This window comes from Nostoc sp. DedQUE07 (assembly GCF_034530975.2).
In the GTDB taxonomy this organism is placed as follows: Bacteria; Cyanobacteriota; Cyanobacteriia; order Cyanobacteriales; family Nostocaceae; genus Nostoc.
In genome coordinates this window covers 25693-43344 of record NZ_JAVRCC020000001.1, presented here as the reverse complement: position 1 = coordinate 43344, position 17652 = coordinate 25693, and the positions used below count along the sequence as shown (strand labels likewise).

The 17652-nt window shown below is 43.6% G+C and carries 13 protein-coding genes; 7 read left to right on the top strand and 6 right to left on the bottom strand.

Features of this window, described 5'->3' with window-relative positions; all coding sequences use genetic code 11:
- Positions 1–4 precede the first annotated feature (4 nt).
- The 3 genes from RMZ95_RS00155 to RMZ95_RS00145 all read left to right on the top strand — a co-directional run bounded on the left by RMZ95_RS00155 (position 5) and on the right by RMZ95_RS00145 (position 4578).
- A complete protein-coding gene (locus RMZ95_RS00155) occupies positions 5–1849 on the top strand; it encodes a tetratricopeptide repeat protein (RefSeq protein ID WP_322683174.1) in 1845 nt (614 codons plus the stop codon).
- 483 nt (positions 1850–2332) lie between these two features.
- Positions 2333–3112, top strand: coding sequence for a class II aldolase/adducin family protein (locus tag RMZ95_RS00150; protein ID WP_322683175.1), 780 nt, complete (start codon positions 2333–2335; stop codon positions 3110–3112).
- A 365-nt stretch (positions 3113–3477) separates the two neighbouring features.
- Entirely contained in the window at positions 3478–4578 is a 1101-nt protein-coding gene (locus tag RMZ95_RS00145; protein WP_322683176.1) for an LLM class flavin-dependent oxidoreductase, read from the top strand.
- A gap of 104 nt (positions 4579–4682) precedes the next feature.
- Here the strand turns inward: RMZ95_RS00145 and RMZ95_RS00140 are convergent, their stop codons facing one another.
- Positions 4683–6035 (bottom strand): N-acetylmuramoyl-L-alanine amidase, encoded by a 1353-nt coding sequence (locus RMZ95_RS00140; RefSeq protein WP_322683177.1) that lies wholly within the window; start codon positions 6033–6035, stop codon positions 4683–4685.
- Between the two features lie 200 nt (positions 6036–6235).
- Here RMZ95_RS00140 and dnaG point away from each other — a divergent pair, with 200 nt between their 5' ends.
- The 3 genes from dnaG to RMZ95_RS00125 are packed head-to-tail and all read left to right on the top strand — an operon-like array spanning position 6236 to position 9613.
- Entirely contained in the window at positions 6236–8158 is a 1923-nt protein-coding gene (gene dnaG / locus RMZ95_RS00135; protein WP_322683178.1) for a DNA primase, read from the top strand.
- A gap of 58 nt (positions 8159–8216) precedes the next feature.
- On the top strand, positions 8217–8423 hold the full coding sequence (locus RMZ95_RS00130; protein ID WP_322683179.1) for a hypothetical protein: 207 nt from the start codon (positions 8217–8219) through the stop codon (positions 8421–8423).
- Positions 8424–8425: 2 nt separating this feature from the next.
- On the top strand, positions 8426–9613 hold the full coding sequence (locus RMZ95_RS00125; protein ID WP_322683180.1) for an RNA-guided endonuclease TnpB family protein: 1188 nt from the start codon (positions 8426–8428) through the stop codon (positions 9611–9613).
- 259 nt (positions 9614–9872) lie between these two features.
- On the opposite strand, the gene RMZ95_RS00120 is transcribed toward RMZ95_RS00125, so the two are convergent.
- Entirely contained in the window at positions 9873–10604 is a 732-nt protein-coding gene (locus RMZ95_RS00120; protein WP_322683181.1) for an MBL fold metallo-hydrolase, read from the bottom strand.
- Positions 10605–10798: 194 nt separating this feature from the next.
- Here RMZ95_RS00120 and RMZ95_RS00115 point away from each other — a divergent pair, with 194 nt between their 5' ends.
- Complete coding sequence (locus RMZ95_RS00115; protein WP_322683201.1) at positions 10799–12322, top strand: site-2 protease family protein; 1524 nt, start codon at positions 10799–10801, stop codon at positions 12320–12322.
- Positions 12323–12356: 34 nt separating this feature from the next.
- Here RMZ95_RS00115 and RMZ95_RS00110 read toward each other — a convergent pair whose 3' ends face one another.
- From RMZ95_RS00110 to RMZ95_RS00095, 4 genes are all read right to left on the bottom strand, one after another.
- Complete coding sequence (locus tag RMZ95_RS00110) at positions 12357–13613, bottom strand: FAD-dependent hydroxylase (RefSeq protein ID WP_322683182.1); 1257 nt, start codon at positions 13611–13613, stop codon at positions 12357–12359.
- 197 nt (positions 13614–13810) lie between these two features.
- Positions 13811–14689: a peptidoglycan recognition family protein gene (locus RMZ95_RS00105; RefSeq protein ID WP_322683183.1), complete on the bottom strand. Its 879-nt coding sequence runs from the start codon at positions 14687–14689 to the stop codon at positions 13811–13813.
- 295 nt (positions 14690–14984) lie between these two features.
- Entirely contained in the window at positions 14985–16052 is a 1068-nt protein-coding gene (locus RMZ95_RS00100; protein ID WP_409882115.1) for a leucine-rich repeat domain-containing protein, read from the bottom strand.
- 703 nt (positions 16053–16755) lie between these two features.
- Complete coding sequence (locus RMZ95_RS00095; protein ID WP_322683185.1) at positions 16756–17385, bottom strand: DUF4126 domain-containing protein; 630 nt, start codon at positions 17383–17385, stop codon at positions 16756–16758.
- Positions 17386–17652 lie beyond the last annotated feature (267 nt).

Genomic DNA, 17652 nt, shown 5'->3' with positions numbered 1-17652 from the left:
CAAAGTGCCAGACTCTCTGCCATTAAGCGATCGCTATCTTGCCTTAATCGATGAAATTGTCGAAACCACCCTCAAGGGCAAAATTAGCTCTGTAGAACAGGTGTATCAAATGCTGCTTAAAGGAATCTCTTCCGGTACAGGGGAAGTCTTTGAGCTAGCTTTGAGCGATCGCCTGAATTCCCTCCAAAGTCAAGTAGATAACGAAAAAGACGAACTCAAGAAAGCCAAGGCGACTCGCTCTTTGAGAGCCATTAAGACGATTCAAAGCCAATGGCAACGCTGGCAAGAGCAAAACAAAGCAACAGAAGCGATCGCCTCCGCAGTTACAGAAATCACCACAGCCACCGCTGCCGAGCGTCTAGCGACATTTATCCGAGTTACTGACCCCAATCAGAAGTATCCGCTAAATTTACAACAGTTACAGCAGTTGTCCAAGGCATTGCAGCAATTTGCCCAGGCAGATGCTGATTTACAACAATTTTCCGAAGGGATTACCCGTGGTTTAGCTTCTTGGCAGCGATTGCAAGACAACTTGCTCAGTTGGATGTACGAGCAAAAAGAATCTCTGGGGTTTGGCGGTGTACCGGGAGAACGCGGCCCTTGGGCAAGTTGGGCAAAACAACTCAATAGTGAGTTACCCCAAGCACTGCTTCGCACTTTAGCTAGGGAAGAATCCGCAATTGAGTTTGCCGAACGACAGCGTGGTATTACCCTCAGAGATTGGGTGGAAATGGCATTAATTTTACAGTTCTTGCAACGGGGACTAATTAGCTGGTTTGACCAACAAGCTTACGATATTAAGGCTGGGCCAAAGTTGTCTATTTCCACTTTTTTGACCTTTGCGGTGATTTGGAGTCAGTTAGCAAGTGGTTTTAGGAGCATTGGAACAATATACAGCGATGCCTGTTCTCAAATCATGCTCCAGATTTTACGAACCTTTGCCCAGCGTCCGTATTTTCCTTTTTACGGCGGGATTTTTGCCTCTTTTACTGGCACTTATTTACGAGATGCCCTAGATTATTTAGATGAACCGCTGCGACGAGGCGAGGGAACCCAGGAAAAAGCGCGAATTTTGACACTTTTAGGTTATTCTCAGCGTGCTTTGGGACAATACCAGCGCTCCATTGATTTTCATCAGCAAGCGCTAGAGATAGCCAGGAATGCAGGCGATCGCACCTGTGAAATTGCCAATCTCAACCACCTCAGCCGCACCTACGTACAACAGCAAAATTATGCTGAAGCAATTAATTACAGTCAACGAGCATTAATACTGAGTCGGCAAGCAGGCGATCGCACAGGAGAAGCAAACGCGCTGGTAAATTTGGGTTACAGCGAAGTCATGCAAGCTCAGGAATTGGAAAACTTAGAACCCGAAACCTATGAAGCCGCAATTAATTATTTGGAACAAGGTTTAAAATTATCAGAAAAATTAGGCGATCTGCAAAGTAAAGCCTTATGTGTCAGCAGCTTAGGAATTGCCTATTTAGTAATAGGAGAACACCAAACTGCAATTAAATATCTGGAAGATGGTTTTAAAACAGCGCAAGTTTCCGGTGATTTGTATCTCCAAGGGCGGAACTTAGCTTATTTAGCAGAAGCTTATTATCATCTGCAAAATTCTGAAAAAACTGTTTATACAGGTTGCTTGGGAATGTATCTTTTAGAGCAAATTGCTTCTAATGAGTGGCGTCAAGCAGCAGGATTACTGACAATTTTACAAGGACAAATCGGGGCAGAAGCTTTCCAAAAGTTCTTACAACAACATCGCCCGAAAATTATTGCGGTTATCGGTGTAGATGGTTACGATCACATTCCGCAATTGTTAGAAGAATATAAAGGAGATATGTGAGAACCGAAAAAACCAGGCGATCGCTCGCTCCACAGCTTAACAAATCACAACAGTCTCCTCAAGTATATTTTCTAGCAGAACTCTATATTTAGCTTGCTTATTTAAATGAACTGTGGTAATTTCATTGTAGTTAAAACTACTGTAATTCGATCGGTTTGCAGTAGTTTGCTACACTACTCTAGTTAATAAATTTGTTGTCAATAGGTAGTTGAAAAGCTGGTATCAGTAAATTAGTAACGTATTTACGGTTATTAGCCAAAAGTTATTTGTAGCATTGTCCACTGGACATGATTAAACAATACGTCTTTGCAGCGATAAAAACTGCGTAGTTTACCGCCGTAGGCATCGCCCACCGAGCCATAATTCTTTATTGTTATCGCTAGTTTAATGGTGAAGCGATCTCTATCGACAAACCTTGAGGCTTTCAGCAGCAGTGAGGCAACGCTGTAGGTCTACCCAATCCATACGTAGGAGTTGAAAATTATGGTGCAAACTTCTCTCGTCCGCCCCAGCAATCCCTTTCAGCCACCGACTTTCGTTTCCATTGAATCAGAGCGTCGCCATCGCCAAGAACGCTTGGCAGCAGCTTTTCGGGTATTTGCGCGTTTGGGTTTTGCTCAAGGATTGGCAGGACATATCACTGCCCGCGATCCCGAACTTACCGATCATTTTTGGGTAAATCCCTTTGGGATACACTTCAGTCGCATTCGCGTATCAGACCTGATATTGGTAAATAGTGAAGGTCAGGTAGTCCAAGGTGACGGCAAAGTTAGTCAAGCAGCATTTGCCATTCACTCTCAAATCCACGAAGCCCGCCCCGATGTCATCGCAGCGGCTCATGCTCATTCTTTCTATGGCAAAACTTGGTCATCTTTGGGCCGGTTGCTCGATCCGATTACCCAAGATTCCTGTGCTTTTTACCAAGATCATGCTCTATTTGATGATTTTACAGGCATTGTCTTAGAAACAAGTGAAGGAAAACGCATTGCCCAGGCACTAGGAACGAGCAAAGCGGCGATTTTACGCAACCACGGAATATTGACCGTGGGACACAGTGTGGATGAAGCCGCTTGGTGGTATATCAGGTTAGAGGATACCGCTAAGGCGCAATTGCTAGCAGAAGCTGTAGGAAAACCCATCCTAATTGACCACGACATCGCCTTAAAGATCCAACAACGCGGTGGTACTCACCAAGCAGGCTGGGGTGGATTCCAGTATTTATGGGATGAAATTACCCACGACCAACCAGACTTATTGGATTAGGGAATAGGGATTGGGGATAGGGCATTGGTCGAATGGTACTAAGAAAACCCTAAAGGCTTGTTTCGTCTTGTTCCCAGCCTAGAGGCTTGAGAATGTATTTAAAGTGGGCTTCTGCCTCTTGTCAAGCTACTGGAGGCTCCGCCTCCTAGAATGAGTTCCCAGCTTAGAGGCTCTTAACCAGTCAGAACGAGACTTATTGGATTAGGTATTGGCCAAACAGGGTATGGAGAAGAGACAAAGGAGACAAGAAAAAAGGGGGACACAAGGGAGAGATTTTCAATAATTCCTCCTTGTCCCCCTTGTCCCCCTTGTCCCCCTTGTCTCCCTTATCCCCCTGCTCCCCAACATTTTTAGGAGAATTAATTATGCCAATTGAATTTATTGGATTGATTCGGACAAAACGGACTTCGGAATTAAATAGTGCATCAGGTGGTCTGGGCGATGACATCATCGATCCAGCTTATGTTCGTGAATTTGCCAAAGCCCATGAAGAAGGAGGCTTTGACAAAGTATTGATTGGCTATAGTTCTAGTAGCCCGGATGGTTTGACTGTTGCTAGTTTCGCAGCTTCAGCAACCGAGCGATTGGGCTTTTTAATTGCTCATCGTCCGGGTTTTGTGGCACCAACTCTGGCAGCTCGCAAGGCAGCTACCCTTGACCATTTTACCAACGGTCGGATCGCAATCCATATTATTACCGGTGGCAGTGATGCCGATCAGCAGAAAGATGGCGATTGGCTAGATCATGACAGCCGTTACCGTCGCACCGATGAATATTTAGAAATTGTTCGTCGTGTCTGGACAAGCGACACTCCCTTTGATTACGAAGGTGAATTCTACCGCATCAAGGATGCTTTCTCTGCGATCAAGCCGCTGCAAAAGCCCTACATCCCGCTTTACTTTGGTGGTGCATCTGGGCCAGCCGTACAGGTAGGAGCCAAACACAGTAATGTCTATGCCTTGTGGGGTGAGCCAATTGCCGCAGTTAAAGAACGAATTGCAGAGGTGCGTGCTGCCTTACCACTCGATCGCTCCATTCGCTTCAGTGTCTCTCTGCGACCGATTCTTGGTGCTACAGAACAACAGGCTTGGGAAAAAGCACATAGTATTTTAGCGCGAATTCAAGAGTTACGAGGAGGCGCAAAATTAGCTACCCCAGCTAGACCACAGGCGGTAGGATCGCAACGTCTGCTAGATTTTGCCGCCAAAAATGAGATTTATGATAAGCGTCTATGGACACCGATCGCCGCAGCTACTGGTGCGGCAGGTAACACTACTGCTCTAGTAGGTACACCAGAACAAGTAGCAGAGGCTTTGGTTGATTATTACGATGCAGGTGTGACTACTTTATTGATTCGGGGCTTCGATCCTTTAGAGGATGCGATCGCTTATGGGCGTGATGTTATACCTTTAGTACGTGCAGAAGTCGCACGACGAGAACGGCAAACAGTTGGAGTAAGCAGTTAATACCCCGGTAAACAAAGATAAACTAGGCTAAAGCCCTCTTGCTTCTTGCTTTATTCCAACTACAAATTTTGACGCAGACCTACTTGGAATAATTTACTCAATACTCAAAGAAGTCCTGCTGATTCATATAATCGTTTAAGCATTGCTGAAATTTTTGTACCATAATCTAAATCTGCTGACCATCGCCCTGATAGCTGATCGATTAATGGCGCAATCCCGCGTGTGACAAAACGAAATCTGGGATCTACTACTTCCTGTACCAAAGGTTCTAAACTAGCGTAAGCTTTCAAATGTTGAACGTGCGCCCTAACTCCAATTCTTGCACTTGGGAAAGACGCAGCCTCCGAACCGCCACCGATCGCACCTAAGCCTGCAAAGTTATTTTGTTCAGGTTTAATATCACCACCAAACCGTAAAAATCCCGTTTCTACACACATTTGGCAAAAGGCAATATCATAGTTCACTCCCTCTATACCTGCTTCTTCCCGATAAAGTTTGGGGATATCAGGAAACTTTGTTATAGCATTTTCATTATTATTTCTCAAAAATAATTGTAACTGTACTTCGGAAGTATTACCGTTCGACATTACCCGCGAAAATTGACCGGGGCAAACTACTAAATTCGAGCGCAAGCTAACAGTACGCGTCGCCGCATCCCAATTAACTGCAACATTAAAATCTCGCAGTTCGATTGCTTTGACATAAACTACTTTGTGATAGGTAATGCGATTGACATTAGCCGCTTTTGAAAGGTCAATTCGGAGAAGGTCTACTAAATCAATGGGGATGTAAGCATTCCCATTAACTAAAATTCCTTGCTCGGTGTAACTTTGTCCATTAATATTAATATTAATAGGTGGATAATTTACTTGGGCTGGAGTTCCGGGAGTGGGGTCAATTACACGACTCCAAGTCACCAATCCATCAACAATTCCCAAAGCAAAATCGCGGCGACGAGTTTGTAGCAAAGCCCGATCCTCTGGATTGCTGAGAAACCCCACTTGTATTACCAAAGCTGGCAGCGTTGTCTGACGACAGAATGCTAAACTACCCAATCCACTATCTGTATCTGGCTTGACTCCCCGATTCGGTAATTGGGGTACGCGGCGCAACAATCCTACTAGTAACTGTTCAGCATTGCTCTTGCGATCGCTATTATTAGTGATGTAGAAAACGCTAGCCCCACGCACAGAAGGGCTGTTAGCGGCATTAGCTGCAATTTCTAGGGCGACATCACCCCGGCGCCCGCGGGAATTGATCCAAGAGATAGTTTGGGCGGCGCTTAAGTCATCAGGAACCGCTAAAATTTCCAAACTCCGCGCTCTCAGTTCCGTGACAATCAAATCTCGCAGCAAAATCATTTCTTTTGCTTCACTTGTACCACCTGCGATCGCACCTTGGTCTATTCCTCCCGCTTCTTTGCCTCCATGAGCTGCTGATATAAAAATACGCCCCATTTTCAGTATTTCCTCTGATAAAATTAAGTTTAAGCAATTGTATACATCATTCTTGGTCTAGCAACAAGAATATAATAGCGATCAGAAGTCATTTGTCCTTTGTCCTTTGTCCTTTTTTCAAAGTTAATGCCCAATGACCAATGACCAATGACCAATGACCAATGACCAATGACCAATGACTAATGACTAATGACTAATATATGCAAATCCCCCGCTTGCACCCAGACACAATTGAGGAAGTTAAACTACGGGCTGATATTGTAGATGTCGTCTCGGAATACGTAGTTTTACGCAAACGAGGAAAGGATTTTGTCGGTTTGTGCCCTTTCCATGATGAGAAATCTCCCAGTTTCACCGTTAGTCAAACCAAGCAAATGTATTATTGCTTTGGCTGTCAAGCTGGGGGAAATGCGATTAAGTTTGTCATGGAGTTGGGAAAGCGTTCTTTTGCTGATGTGGTGCTGGATTTAGCGCGGCGTTACCAAGTACCTATACAAACTCTCGAACCCGAACAACGCCAAGAATTACAGCGTCAGCTATCTTTGCGCGAGCAGTTATATGAAGTTCTCGCTTCTTCAGCACAGTTTTATCAACACGCCTTGAGACAATCCCAAGGACAAAAAGCACTTGAATATTTGCAATCTAACCGCCAACTCAAAGAAGAAACTATACAGCAATTTGGTTTAGGTTATGCTCCCGCAGGTTGGGAAACTCTTTATCGTTATTTAGTGGATGATAAACATTACCCAGTGCAAATACTGGAAAAAGCGGGATTGATTAAGCCACGAAAGGAAGGTGGTGGGTATTATGATGTATTTCGCGATCGCTTGATGATTCCCATCCGTGATGTTCAAGGGCGCGTCATTGCCTTTGGTGGGAGAACTTTGACTGATGAACAGCCTAAATATTTGAATTCACCCGAAACCGAACTTTTTAGTAAAGGTAAAACCTTATTTGCCCTCGATCGAGCCAAAGATGGTATTTCTAAACTCGATCGAGCCGTGGTGGTGGAAGGATATTTTGATGCGATCGCTCTCCACGCTGCTGGTATTAATAACGCCGTCGCCTCACTCGGTACAGCTTTAAGTTTAGAACAAGTCCGGTTAATATTACGCTACACCGAATCAAAACAATTAATACTCAACTTTGATGCTGATAAAGCTGGAATCAATGCCGCAGAACGGGCGATTGGTGAAATTGCCGAACTCGCATACAAGGGCGAAGTTCAGCTAAAAATTCTCAATTTACCCGATGGCAAAGATGCTGATGAATACTTGCATAGTCACACTCCAGAAGATTATGGAGAACTGCTAAAAAATGCGCCACTTTGGCTAGACTGGCAGATTCAGCAAATTATTCAAGACCGAGACTTAAAACAGGCTACTGATTTTCAGCAAGTCTCCAAACAGCTAGTAAAGTTATTAAAAAACATTAATAATATTGATACACGCGACTATTACATTGACCAGTGTGCTGAAATACTCAGTTTTGGAGATGATATACTTAAACCCTTACGAGTAGAAAATCTTTTAACTCAGATTGCGCCAGTTGCCACTTCCCGTAAGCCAATGTCTTTACGCAAGCAGCAGTCTATAAACGTCAATCAAAGAAATGCTCTTACTGGAGGCAGTCTTTTAGAACTGGCAGAGGCTTTATTGCTGAAGATTTACCTACATTGCCCCGAACAGCGTCAAGCGATTATTGACAAACTAGAGGGGCAAAATTTAGAATTTAGCCTTTCTCATCACCGATTTTTGTGGCAACAGATTTTAGAGTTTAAGGTGGAGCATATAAATTTAATATCAAATCTGCAAGACAGATATCTAGAATTGGCAGAGGAATTGGAATTAGTTTGCCATTTGTTTCATCTAAATGAGAAAAGCAAGAAAGAAATATTGCGTACCTCGCACGTGGTTCAAGCTGCGATCGCTTGTATGGAACTGGTGATGAGTCAAAAGCGCTACCGTCACTTAGAGGAACAATGGAAACAAAGTGATGAGAAAGCTGAACCGGAGCGATATGAATACTATGGTAAGGCTTTTCCAGCCGAAAAACAGCGATATCTGGAGTTAAACGAACAGCGTAATTTTTCCATAGAAGAAGTACAAAGATTTAGTGATTAAGGCTGTCATGAATCTTAGTTATCTCAGCTAAATCATTTGCTAGTTGCTTATTCCGCAAGTGGTTCAAGCTGTGATCGCTTGTATGGATTTAGTGATGCTTGAAAAACGCTATCGTCACTTTTTGGAACTCTGGCAACAAACCGATCCAGAAGCGGAACCAGAGCGGTATCAATATTATTATCAGAAAAATGGGTTTAAAACCCCGCCGTTTACGGTCAGTGCTTTGATTAATTTTTGTTCTTACAGAATATCGAATATAATGTAAGAATGACACAAAAAGCTTTCAAATACCGATTCTATCCAACACCTGAGCAAGAGACTTTGCTTCGGCAAACGATGGGATGTACTCGTTTAGTCTATAACCGCGCTCTCGCCGCAAGGACACAAGCATGGTATGAAGACCAGAAACGAGTTGGTTACATTGAAACTTCAGCAATGCTGACTAATTGGAAAAAGCAAGATGACTTACAATTTCTTAATGATGTTAGCAGCGTGCCATTACAGCAGGGCTTACGACATTTGCAAACAGCATTTAGCAACTTCTTTGCAGGACGGGCTAAATATCCGAACTTCAAGAAAAAACACAACGGGGGTAATGCTGAATTTACCAAGGCAGCTTTTAAGTTTAGAGATGGGCAAATATTTCTTGCTAAAAGTCCGACACCATTGGCTATTCGTTGGAGCAGACAACTACCCCAAGGTGCGGAACCATCCACGATTACAGTAAAACTTTCACCCTCTGGACGCTGGACTGTTTCAATATTAGTAGATGTAGAAATCTGCATATTACCTAAATCTACTAGCTCTATTGGCATTGATTTAGGTATCACCAGTTTAGTTGCCTTAAGTACAGGTGAGAAGATCGCTAATCCCAAGAGGTTTAAGGCAAAAAAAGCTAAATTGCGTAAGGCACAAAAAGCGTTAATTCGTAAGCAGAAAGGTTCTAATAATCGCCATAAGGCTCGGCTTAAAGTAGGCAAGATCCATGCCGAAATAAGTGATGCACGAAATGATTTTCTTCACAAGTTGACAACTCGATTGGTACGTGAAAACCAAACGATTGCTATTGAGGACTTGGCTGTGAAGAATATGGTGAAAAATAAAAAACTCGCTTTCTCTATTAGTGATGCTAGCTGGGCTGAATTAGTCAGACAACTTGAATATAAGTGCGATTGGTATGGTCGTACTTTTGTCAAGATTAACCGATGGTTTCCTAGTTCTAAGCGTTGTGGGAACTGCGGATACATTGTTGATAAACTGCCTCTGAATATCAGAGAGTGGGATTGCCCAAAATGCAGCATACGTCACGATCGGGATATTAACGCAAGTAAGAATATTTTGGCTGCGGGACTCGCAGTTTCAGTCTGTGGAGCGAATATAAGACCTGACAGCCTTAAGGCTGAAGGGCAGTTGCAAAAAACCCGTAAGGGAAAGAAACAGAAACCTAAGTCGTGAGTCTTAGGAATCCCCGACCGTTCACGGCGGGGTGGATGTCAACAGGCTTTCTACGCTGAAAAAATCAAGCTTCAACCAAATAGACCGACAACGGTTATTTTCTATCACAGAGCTGTTGTAGCCTTGCACTCACGCTCAACCTAAATCTTGATTAGTAGGGCGCAAGGCCTTGTGCCCTACGACAGGTATGGTTCAAATACATGAAAACTGCTGTCTTGACAAAATTTCATCCTTGCGGTTTTCAATAGCCATACGACTTCTAAAATGGTTGTATCCCCAGCAAACCTGGTAAATCCAGAGAGGCGAGGTGTTGATAAGCTCGATCTATAACTCGCTTACCTCTAAGAAATCCTGTATTAGCTCCAGGACAAATATACTGGAGAGTTTCTGGTGTAAAACGTTCTAACAATAATCGAAGACTCTGAATTTGCCTTGGCCAGTGAAAGGTTTTAGCTGTCCGTAATGGTACTGCTTGACCGTGCTGGTTAGGGAGTAAATGGCGACCAGAAAATAATATACCCCCAAGTTCGCTGTAGTAGAGACAAGATGAGCCGGGAGAATGCCCTGGTGTCCAAATCACTTGCATAGCTGCATCAAGAGTAAATTCTTGTCTAAAGGTAGTTACGGTTAAGCCTGGTAATAAATACGCTTCTTGCTCTTGAATCAGCACCTCGCAGCCAAAAGCTTGCTGAAATTCAGCAGTCTTGCCAATAGCACCGCGATGGGTGACAAATAACCAACGCACGCCTCCATGCGCTGCTAAAAAATCTTGATTTGTTTTTTCTAGTGCAGGGCAATCTATGAGGATATTGCCTTCATTTCTTACAATAAAATAAGAGGTTCCCCCTAATGTGTCCCGATTGGGTGGAAAGGCAAAAATGCTCTCTTGTGCGAAGTCCGATTGCAGAGAACCTCCGCTGAAAACTTCGTCCGGGAAGACAGCCCGTGGTGGCTTAGTTGTATGACTTGGCTGTTGAGGTAAAGGGCACATAATCAAAGAACCGAAACTGAGGAGTTGTGGACAATTTGATGACAGTGTGGAAATTCTCAAGAATTGCAACTTGAGCGTTAACCAGCACTGTTAACCGTTGTGAAAAAAAATTGGGATTTGAGGTCTGCCTTGTAGTTAATGCTATGGTGCTGAAGCTACTGGTGGGGCGTTTTGTCAAAATTACTGAAGAGAACATGGCATTTTGGTTTCTGTTTATCCTCCTGCTGGGGCTTGCTACTTATCTAATGGTGCAGCGCAGCGTTGCTCGCATCACCCGCACACCAGTATGGTTGTTGTGGCTGGTTTTAATGACACCAGCATTTCTGTTGAGTGGATGGACGCTAATCTACGGAGCGAAACAACCTCCACCGCCAGGGCTGATCCTCTGGTCAGTATTTGTCTGCACAGTCTTGTACTGGGTGTTGTTTCAATGGGGGCGTCAAGTACCAAGAGATACGCAGACAGACGAAGCCCAAACCCCAGCCTCAGAATCACAACCGACTATCCAGCCTATCCCAGAACCAATAGTGCGTCCCATTGAACCAGCCGAAGAAACTCAACTGCGAAATTGTTTTCCTTGGTCTGTATACTACGTTCAAAATATTGAGTATCGTCCACAATCTGTGATTTGCCGGGGTCAGTTGCGAACTAAAGCTAGCAACGCTTACCAGCAGATTAAAACTAATATTGAAGCACAATTTGGCGATCGCTTCTTGCTGATTTTTCAAGAAGGCTTCAATGGCAAACCTTTCTTTGTCCTAGTTCCCAACACTCAAGCTGCGAAACAGACAGATACACCACGACGCAACCAGGAACGATTAACTCGACCAGGATTAGCGCTGATGCTGCTAGTAGCTACTTTGATCACTACTACCTTGGTGGGAGTGCAAAATACTGGTGTTACTCTGCCGCCTATCTGGCAAATTGGATCTTTGTTCAAACTTCTATCTAACCCAGATGTCCTATTCAAGGGATTGCCTTATGCTTTAGGACTGATGGCTATTTTGGGCACTCACGAACTTGGGCATTATTTAACAGCTAAATTTTACAAGATTCGCTCGACGTTGCCTTACTTTATTCCCGTGCCTTTCTTCTTGGGAACTTTTGGCGCATTTATTCAGATGCGTAGTCCTATTCCCAACCGCAAAGCTTTATTTGATATTAGTATCGCTGGGCCAATTGCAGGTTTTGTTGTCACCTTGCCACTACTAATATGGGGTTTGGCTCATTCTGATATAGTTTCCCTGACTGAAAAAACCCGACTTTTAAATCCTGATGCTCTCAATCCTAAGTATTCAATTTTACTGGCTATACTCTCGAAGTTAGCTTTGGGAAGTCAGTTAACAGCAACATCAGCCCTCGATTTGCATCCAGTTGCAGTAGCAGGTTTTTTAGGACTAGTTGTCACAGCGTTAAATTTAATGCCTGTGGGACAATTAGATGGAGGTCACATTGTCCATGCAATGTTTGGACAACGAACTGCGATCGTAATTGGTCAAATCGCTCGTGTGTTGTTGCTGTTACTTTCTTTAGTTCGGGAAGAATTTTTGGTGTGGGCGATTATCTTATTATTTATGCCGTTGATTGATGAACCTGCACTGAATGATGTCACTGAATTGGATAACAAACGTGACGTTTGGGGGTTACTGGCAATGGCTTTGTTGATTGTAATTATTCTGCCATTACCGCAGGCGATCGCTAACTTTTTGCAAATTTAAAAAGTAAACATATCAGCGATCGCATTCTCAAACTTTATCGTTTTGCTAACTCTGGAGTCCGCCCTTTTAAGCCAATCATCAATTTCAGCATAAATACTTTTAATATAGGTACTCGCTGCAAGAACCATAAACCCAAGCGACGAACTACCACCACGGGGAAGAAATTATTAGAGAACATCCGATCTAACAAATCGGTGAAACCTAAAATTGTCAGATTCTCTAGCTTGCGCCAGCGTTCATAACCTTTGAGAATCTGAATATCGCCAATATCTTTACCCGCTTTGTGCGCTGCTTGAATTACTTGCGCCAAAGCTGCGGCATCCCGAATACCCAAATTTAAACCTTGTCCGCCGACGGGATGGCAATTGTGCGCCGCATCACCAATTAATGCCAGTCGCGGGAGAACGTAGCGATCGCTTTGCATGAGTTGTACTTGAAAAACAAAGCGATCGCCGAGTAATTCCAGTTTCCCCATCCGATCGCCATAGCGGCGGCTTAGTTCTGCCAAAAATTCCTCATCATTTAAAGCACACAAAGCTTTTGCTTCTTCATGGGGGGCTGTCCAGACAATGCGGCAACGGTTCCCCGGTAAAGGTAAAATCGCAAAGGGGCCACTAGACCAAAACCTTTCGTAAGCGGTGTTATTGTGGGGCTTTTCTGGTTTGACAAATGCCACAATGCAAGACTGCCAATATTTCCAGCCCGAAGTTTTGATTCCAGCCGCTTGCCGAATTGGCGATCGCGATCCATCTGCTGCTACAACTAATTTGCTGCGAACTGTCTTTAGTTGATCGGCAACTTTTATCTCAATGGCGACTATATTCTGCTGGTATTGCGTATTTACCACTTCCGCCGGACACAAATAAGTCACATTGGGGCAATCTTGGACGAAATCTTGCAACGGCTGCAACAAAGCTTGGTGTTCCGCTACATAACCCAACTCTGCTGTATTTATATCATCTGTGGTAAATTCCACCACATCGGGGTGATCGGCATCCGAAAGACGGACTCGGCAATACTTGGCTATTTGAGGTAACATTTTGTCCCAAACACCAATTCCTTGATAAATTAGCGACGAAAGTTTGTGAACTGCATAAGCTTGTCCCTTGGCTACCGCCGCAGATGCTACTTTCGCCTCAATCAGCAAGACACTCAAGCCAGAATCTTTTAAAGCAGAGGCTAGAGTTAACCCAATAATCCCACCGCCGACAATTACCAGATCGTATTCATATCCCCGCTCATTTGGCGGTGTTAATTGAGGGGAAATTTGCTCAAGCTGCGTTGTGGTCATTGTTAAGTTAGATTACAGCGTCTTAACTCTTATTTTGACGCGATCGCGCCTTCTTGAGCAAGTTAACAATTCAAAATTAAATAGGACTTACGCACCCAAAAACCTGAAAACTTGATCCCCCCTAACCCCCCTTAAAAAGGGAGGGATATAAAAAGCCCCCTTTTTAAGGGGGTTGGGGGATCTCTTATTCATCTGAATTATTTGCTGACTCGATAGACTGGTCTAACCTGACGATAAGTATTAAGTAAGCTCAGAAATTTCTGACCATCAAAACTTATCGGGTCAACTTTTTTACCAGAACGGTCTACTAAATGGTGCGTAGTGATGCGATCGTCTGGAACTTGACTTTGAGCAATTAACCAAGCAAGAGAATGATATTGAGCTTCCGTGTAGCCGCTATGGGTTTGTTGGCTGCTACTGTCATAACTATCTGGCGGTGTTTCCAAAGAGACGTGATAAGCAAAATTATTCACAGACGCGGGTAAATTCGGATTAGTCTGTACAGTTTCCACTCCCTGCGAACCATCAAACACAGAGTTAGCTGCACCAAAAGCCCGCTTGTCTGGCGGTACTAGATAAACTACCGTTCCGTCTAACTTGATTAAAGCGTGGTAACTTGCTTGCACACCTTCATCGCTATGGGCTACTTGAAAGAAATTGATGGCGCTAGAAGCTGAATAACCAGTTTCATGGATGACGATAATTGGTTGATTGTTGAGAGGAACGCCGTTAACATCTTGGGCGTAACGTTCACCGTAGTTACTTGGATCGACTGAGACAACTTGATAATTAGGTCTGTACTGTGCAAAAGCTTGAGTGGTTATGTATCTTGCGACAGGCTGGTTAGTCTTGACTGGGGACTTGATAACATTTTGAAATTTCTTCTCTGGCTCTTTCGCTGATTGAAATTGCGCTTGGGGATATTTACTGAAAGCTGTAACCTGTGGATTGGCTGCACGGGAGGTTGTCGGATTGTTGTGTAATTTTGTTGCTCGTCCAATTAGCAGCACTACAATTAGAGTGGCGAACATCAGCCAGATTAGTAGCACCCTAGTCACCCAGTCTGTAAACTTCATTTTTCTAATACCCGTAAAACCGTAGATATTAATTTATAGCTAAACTGGCGTGTCAGTTGTAGAGGCGCACTTCTGTAAACCCCCTACCGCTTATAGTATCCAAATAATAATCGCTATAATACCTTAATTCTAGTCAAATATACCTTGATAATCCCTGCAATGGTACTGTTAAAAGCCATTTAATTTCAATGCCGTGGGTAGTGAATTCGTAAGTGTGAAAATCTTCATCGTGTAGCGCTCTTAATGATGTTTTACCCACATCCTCTTCACCAATGACTAGCAGTTTAGAAAGATATTATCCTTTGGCTTCTAACCTGGCTCGAAGATAGTTCAAAATTGCCTGCGTTCCCTGCTCAACAATTTCAGGCGGCGGCGAGCTTAGTTGTGGATTGTTCTTGAGGAATAGCCTTGTCAAGTTTGAGAGTTGACAGATTTCTAGCGGTAGGCTGCTGAGTTGATTGTTAGAGAGGTATAGCTCAGTCAAGTTTGAGAGTTGGCAGATTTCTGGCGGCAGACTACTGAGTTGATTGTTAGAGAGGTATAGCTCAGTCAAGTTTGAGAGTTGGCAGATTTCTGGCGGCAGACTGCTAAGTTGATTGTCAGAGAGGTCTAGCTCAAGCAAGTTTGAGAGTTGACTGAATTCTGTCGGCAGACTGCTGAGTTGATTGTTAGAGAGGTGTAGCTCAGTCAAGTTTGAGAGTTGGCAGATTTTTGGCGGCAGACTACTGAGTTGATTGTGATTTAGGACTAGCATTGTCAAGTTAGAGAGTTGGCTGAATTCTGACAGCAAACTACTGAGTTGATTGTTAGAAAGGTATAGCTCAGTCAATTTGGAGAGTTGGCTAAATTCTGGCGGCAGGTTGCTGAGTTGATTGTGATTGAGGGCTAGCGTTGTCAAGTTGGAGAGTTGGTTAAATTTTGGCGGCAGGTTGCTGAGTTGATTGTGATTTAGGGCTAGCGTTGTCAAGTTGGAGAGTTGGCTAAATTCTGGTGGCAGATTGCTGAGTTGATTGTGATTTAGGGCTAGCGTTGTCAAGTTGGAGAGTTGGCTGAATTCTGACGGCAGACTGCTGAGTTGATTGTTAAAGAGGGATAGCCATCTCAAGTTGGAAAGTTGGCAGATTTCTGGCGGCAGGCTCCTTAGTTGATTGTTATTGAGGTCTAGCGCTGTCAAATTGGAGAGTTGGCAGACTTCTGGCGGTAAGCTACTGAGTTGATTTTGATCGAGGGCTAGCGCTGTCAAGCTTGAAAGTTGGCTGATTTCTGGTGGCAGACTGCTGAGTTTCTTGTTATAGAGGGATAGCACCGTTGCTTTTTCCCTGGCAGCTCGTTCAATAATTTGCAACAGTTCTTCGTTTGTCACCTGCAAACCTCACCAACTTTGTAGCGATATTTACCAGATTAGTGTATCGCAGGTTATGGGGAGTGAGGCTAGATTAATGTGTTCTATCTGCGTAGAAAGGGCTGTAATATTTAAATTTGCAGGGTGCTTAGGATACAATACTTGTCGTAGGCGATCGCTTGGCAATAACATTTACTCCTTAACGGAGTTCAAAGACTCGTTAACGGAGCTAAAAGACTCGTTAACGGAGTTCAAAGACTCATTCACGGAGCTAAAAGACTCGTTAACGGAGCTAAAAGACTCGTTAACGGAGCTAAAAGACTCGTTCACGAGTATAAAAGACTCGTTAACGGAGTTCAAAGACTCATTCACGAGTATAAAAGACTCGTTAACGGAGCTAAAAGACTCATTCACGAGTATAAAAGACTCGTTAACGGAGTTCAAAGACTCATTCACAAAGTTCAAAAGGTGTGCTAGCGCGAAAGCGGAACACATCCTACAACTACGATCGCTTTATAATTGCGATCCTAAATCATTCGTGAAAAATTAGATCCCCGACTTGTTCGAGAAGTCGGGGATGTGGACATCGCGCATTTTCACAACTCATTTAGGATTGATATAATTGCGATGTCTACGATGGTCACTGAGCTTGTCGTTCGCGGAGCGTCTCGTAGAGAAGTGCGGGCTATTCGGCGTCGCAGCTATAAAACAAATCCATAAGTACTTATCCCAATTCTCTTGATGGAGAAACGGTTTCGTTAATTTGAGAAGACGGTTTATTCAAGAAGAAACTCCAAATTCTTTGAATAGCTATTATTAGAAAACCAATCACGATCGTTCCTGCTACCACTGGTAAAGCTAGCGCCAGCACAGACAGTCCGATGGCGATGAGCAGCTCAATGGTTGACACAACAGGATTGGTTAATCCACCGGAAACGCCTGTAGAACTTATCCGCAATATATTCGTTAATCCCTGAGTTAATCCTGCGGTTCCACCACCAGCAACTAAAGCTAACGTCCATTGCGCCAGTGGATTCATCTCTGGAGCAACAGATGCTGTGACAATTGTCCCGGTGATAAATGCCGCAGGAGTGGCAACAACATCCAGCAGATGATCCAACCAAGGAATGTAATAACCGATAATTTCTAGCGAACAAGCGACTGCAAAAACAATTACAGCTTGAGGTGTTTCCACCCAATCAAAGTTAGTCGGTAAATCTAAATGTCCAAAAACTGAAGCCACACTCAATGCTAGCAGTGGTACAAATACTCGAAAGCCAGCCGCCGCGCTCAAACTAATCCCCAGTAATAATTCAATAAATGTATTTAGATTGAACAAAGAATTTAAATCCATAGTAAGACTCAAGTTATACTCCTAGTGTTTTTTCCATCTTTGAGCTGAACGGAGTAACAACTCTAAGCTGTGATCCCAAGATAAGAAACTTGGCAGAAATATTTCATCTGACTATATGTAGAATCAGTTAAATCCCACCTGTGTCAATACTGCGTAGGTTTTGCCTAAAAAATAACTCCAATGTAGGTTGCGTTTCGTTCCTCGGTAAATTACCCCCCTTAATCCCCCCTTATAAAGGCTACCGTGTATACACAAGTCGAGTTGGCA

Excerpts from the sequence above, each read along its gene's own strand:
- RMZ95_RS00140 (WP_322683177.1), bottom strand. The coding sequence starts at position 6,035 with ATGGGGCGTATTTTTATATCAGCAGCTCATGGAGGCAAAGAAGCGGGA.
- RMZ95_RS00095 (WP_322683185.1), bottom strand. The coding sequence starts at position 17,385 with ATGGATTTAAATTCTTTGTTCAATCTAAATACATTTATTGAATTATTA.
- RMZ95_RS00115 (WP_322683201.1), top strand. The coding sequence starts at position 10,799 with ATGGCATTTTGGTTTCTGTTTATCCTCCTGCTGGGGCTTGCTACTTAT.
- RMZ95_RS00125 (WP_322683180.1), top strand. The coding sequence starts at position 8,426 with ATGACACAAAAAGCTTTCAAATACCGATTCTATCCAACACCTGAGCAA.
- dnaG (WP_322683178.1), top strand. The coding sequence starts at position 6,236 with ATGCAAATCCCCCGCTTGCACCCAGACACAATTGAGGAAGTTAAACTA.
- RMZ95_RS00120 (WP_322683181.1), bottom strand. The coding sequence starts at position 10,604 with ATGTGCCCTTTACCTCAACAGCCAAGTCATACAACTAAGCCACCACGG.
- RMZ95_RS00110 (WP_322683182.1), bottom strand. The coding sequence starts at position 13,613 with ATGACCACAACGCAGCTTGAGCAAATTTCCCCTCAATTAACACCGCCA.
- RMZ95_RS00145 (WP_322683176.1), top strand. The coding sequence starts at position 3,478 with ATGCCAATTGAATTTATTGGATTGATTCGGACAAAACGGACTTCGGAA.
- RMZ95_RS00105 (WP_322683183.1), bottom strand. The coding sequence starts at position 14,689 with ATGAAGTTTACAGACTGGGTGACTAGGGTGCTACTAATCTGGCTGATG.
- RMZ95_RS00150 (WP_322683175.1), top strand. The coding sequence starts at position 2,333 with ATGGTGCAAACTTCTCTCGTCCGCCCCAGCAATCCCTTTCAGCCACCG.